At 66.8% G+C, this 3,485-nt stretch carries 4 protein-coding genes and 1 pseudogene; all 5 read right to left on the bottom strand.

Annotation, left to right across the window (positions count from 1 at the left end):
* Positions 1–220 (bottom strand): 6,7-dimethyl-8-ribityllumazine synthase (locus AC1D00_RS33575; protein ID WP_477013624.1); only part of this gene is annotated, 220 nt, incomplete at its 3' end.
* Between the two features lie 116 nt (positions 221–336).
* A pseudogene (locus tag AC1D00_RS33570) lies at positions 337–591 on the bottom strand (riboflavin synthase family protein); the annotation flags it as partial.
* Between the two features lies 1 nt (position 592).
* A complete protein-coding gene (gene ribD / locus AC1D00_RS33565; RefSeq protein WP_477013623.1) occupies positions 593–1,741 on the bottom strand; it encodes a bifunctional diaminohydroxyphosphoribosylaminopyrimidine deaminase/5-amino-6-(5-phosphoribosylamino)uracil reductase RibD in 1,149 nt (382 codons plus the stop codon).
* Complete coding sequence (gene nrdR, locus AC1D00_RS33560; protein WP_007603426.1) at positions 1,738–2,220, bottom strand: transcriptional regulator NrdR; 483 nt, start codon at positions 2,218–2,220, stop codon at positions 1,738–1,740. The genes ribD and nrdR overlap by 4 nt, the downstream gene beginning before the upstream one ends.
* A gap of 15 nt (positions 2,221–2,235) precedes the next feature.
* The coding region (gene glyA / locus AC1D00_RS33555) for a serine hydroxymethyltransferase (RefSeq protein ID WP_477013622.1) at positions 2,236–3,485 on the bottom strand (1,250 nt) is incomplete at its 5' end.

The following is a 3,485-nucleotide window of genomic DNA, read 5'->3' as shown; positions in this document are numbered from 1 at the left end:
CCGCTGCGGCATCCACCGCAATGGCCACCGCCGCCGGGATCTCCAGCGCGCCGGGAACCGTGATGACGTCATGCGTCAGGCCGGCGGCCTTCAGCTCGGCCACCGCACCGTCCAATAGCGCGTCCTGGAGATCGTCATAGAACCGCGCCTCGACAATCAGCGCACGTGCGCCGGAAATGTCGGTCTGGTCCTTCAGGGGTGCGCGCCGCGCGTCTGCCATGGTCAACCTATTCTGTCATTGCCGGGCTTGCCCCGGCAATCCGTCGGGCAAGCCCCTCTTAAGAGGATGGATGCGCGGGTCAAGCCCGCGCATGACGAACTTTATCCGCCGGTCACTGTGCCGACCTTCCAATGCTTTGCCGTCGTCAGCGCCAGCGTCTCGGCGGCCGCATCGACGTCGAACCAGGTTTTGCCGCCCTCGACACCTGAAGCGACGACCGTCAGACAGACGCCATTGCAGGCGATCGAGGCACCATCGGCAATGGTGGACTGGTCATAGCGGCAGGCGATGCGCAGCCGGTGCAACTGGCCCTGCGCCGTTGGCGTGAAGCTGACGATCTCGCCGAGATCGGTGACAATGCCGGTGAACATGTTAGGCGCGCTCGTAGATGGTGAGAGTATCCTTGTCGAATGTTTCGCTAGCATGAACCTTGTAGGCCTGCGACTGCGTGATTTTCGACAGGGGCAATGCATCGAGCGCATCGACGCCGCGACTGCCCACCTCTTCCGCGCCGCGGAACAGCCAGATCTCGTCGACGAGATCGGCCGCCACGAAGGAAGCCGCAACGCGGCTGCCGCCCTCCACCATCAACCGCGAGATGCCTTTCCCGGCCAGCGCATGCAGCACGGCCGGCAGATCGAGCCCGGAGGCGTTTCCCGCCGGTATGCGGATGATCTGCGCACCGGCGGCTCCAAGCCGCATGGCGGCCGCAGCCTCGGCGAGTTCGGAGCCCGCCACCCACAGCGGCGTCTCACGCGCGGAGCGCACGAGCTGGCTCGATGCGGGGATGCGCAGGCTCTGGTCGAGCACCACGCGCACCGGCGAGCGCGCCGCCATGCCCGGCAGACGGCAGGTGAGAAGCGGATCATCCGCCAGCACCGTGCCGATGCCGACCAGGATGGCATCGCTCTGCGCGCGAAGCAGATGCACGCGGTCGCGCACAGCTTCGCCGGTGATCGCAACCGGCTTGCCGCCGGCGGCGCCGATCTTGCCGTCGGGCGAGACCGCGAGCTTCAGGATCACATGCGGGCGCTTGTCACGGATGCGGCGGAAATGACCGGCGTGGTCGAAGGCGGCCTCCGCCGCGCACAGGCCGACGTCCACCGTGATGCCGGCGGCGCGCAGACGGGCATGGCCCTGGCCCGCGACTTCAGGATTGGGATCCTCGATCGCCGCCACCACGCGCGTGATGCCGGCGGCCATCACCGCGTCCGCACAAGGCGGCGACTTGCCGAAATGCGAGCAGGGCTCGAGCGTGACGTAGAGCGTGGCCCCGCGCGCCGCCTCACCCGCCTGCCGCAGCGCTTCGGGCTCGCCATGCGGACGTCCGCCGGGTTGCGTCCAGCCGCGGCCGACGATGACGCCATCTTTCACGATGACGGCGCCGACGGCCGGATTGGGCCAGGTCCGCCCCTGCCCGCGCCGGCCGAGCGCCAGCGCSAGCTGCATGAAGCGGCGATCGGCGTCCTTGGATTCGCGGATCTTCTGCGCGAACTGATCCTCCAGAATGCGGAAGATCATTTGCGGATCGCGGCGAGCCGCGCTTCCTCCTCGCCGGAAAGCTCGCCGAGCACGTCGGCGAAATCCTTGGCCTCACGGAAATTGCGGTAGACCGAGGCGAAGCGCACATAGGCGACGTCGTCGAGCGTGCGCAGATGCTCCATCACGGTCTCGCCGATCACCTCGGAGGAGATCTCGGCCTCGCCCCCGGTCTCGAGCTCGCGCACGATGGTGGAGACCATTTTCTCCACCCGCTCCGGCTCGACCTGGCGCTTGCGCAAGGAGATCGACACCGAGCGCATCAGCTTGTCGCGGTCGAACGGCACGCGGCGGCCGTTGCGCTTGATCACCGTGAGCTCGCGCAGCTGCACGCGCTCGAAGGTGGTGAAGCGGAAATTGCAGGCGACGCAAACGCGCCGCCTGCGGATCACGGACGAGTCCTCGGTCGGACGCGAGTCCTTTACCTGCGTATCGAGACTGTTGCAGTTCGGGCAGCGCATCCGCTTGGCCTAGCCTTACTGGTAGATCGGGAACCGGTCGGTGAGCGCCTTGACCCGTTCCTTGATCGCGGCTTCCACCAGCGGCGCCTTGCCGTCGTCGGACTGCGCGATCGCGTTGAGAACCTCGGCGATCATGCCGCCGACCTGCTGGAATTCAGCGACGCCGAAGCCACGGGTGGTCGCGGCCGGCGTGCCGAGACGCAAGCCGGAGGTGACGAAGGGCTTTTCGGGATCGAAGGGAATGCCGTTCTTGTTGCAGGTGATGGCTGCGCGGACCAGCGCCTTCTCCGAGACGTTGCCCTTCAGGCCCTTCGGCCTGAGGTCGACCAGCATCAGATGGTTATCGGTGCCGCCGGACACAATATCGAACCCGTGGCTCTTCATCGCCTCGGCCAGCGCCTTGGCGTTCTCGACGACGTTCCTCGCATAGACCTTGAAGTCCGGACGCAGCGCCTCGCCGAAGGCGACCGCCTTCGCCGCGATCACATGCATCAGGGGGCCGCCCTGGAGGCCCGGGAAGATCGCCGAGTTGAGCTTCTTGGCGAGCACCTCGTCGTTGGAGAGGATCAGTCCGCCGCGCGGACCGCGCAGCGACTTGTGCGTCGTGGTGGTGGTGACGTGGGCATACGGCACGGGCGAGGCATGCACACCACCGGCGACGAGGCCGGCGAAGTGCGCCATGTCGACCAGCAGGTACGCGCCGACGCTGTCCGCGATCTCACGGAAACGCTTGAAGTCCCAGGCACGCGAATAGGCCGAGCCGCCGGCGACGATCAGCTTCGGCTTGATCTCTTCGGCCTGTTTCTGCACCGCATCCATGTCGATGATCTGGTCCTCGCGGCGCAYGGTGTAGTGCGCAGCCTTGAACCACTTGCCGCTCATGTTGACGGGGGAGCCGTGGGTGAGATGGCCGCCGGCGGCGAGGTCGAGGCCCATGAAGGTGTCGCCGGGCTGGAGCAGCGCCAGGAACACCGCCTGGTTCATCTGGCTGCCGGAGTTCGGCTGCACATTGGCGAAGCCCGCGCCAAACAGCTTCTTGGCGCGGTCGATCGCGAGGTTCTCGGCGACGTCGACCCACTCACAACCGCCGTAGTAGCGCGCGCCCGGATAACCTTCCGCATATTTGTTGGTCATCACCGAACCCTGCGCTTCCAGCACGGCTCGGCTGACGATGTTCTCGGAGGCGATCAGCTCGACCTCATGGCGCTGCCGGCCGAGCTCGCCCTTGATGGCGGCAGCGATTTCCGGGTCGGCCTGGTCGAGCG

This window comes from Bradyrhizobium sp. P2_E8 (assembly GCF_056403875.1).
This window is presented reverse-complemented; position numbering and strand designations above follow the sequence as displayed.

Excerpts from the sequence above, each read along its gene's own strand:
- nrdR (WP_007603426.1), bottom strand. The coding sequence starts at position 2,220 with ATGCGCTGCCCGAACTGCAACAGTCTCGATACGCAGGTAAAGGACTCG.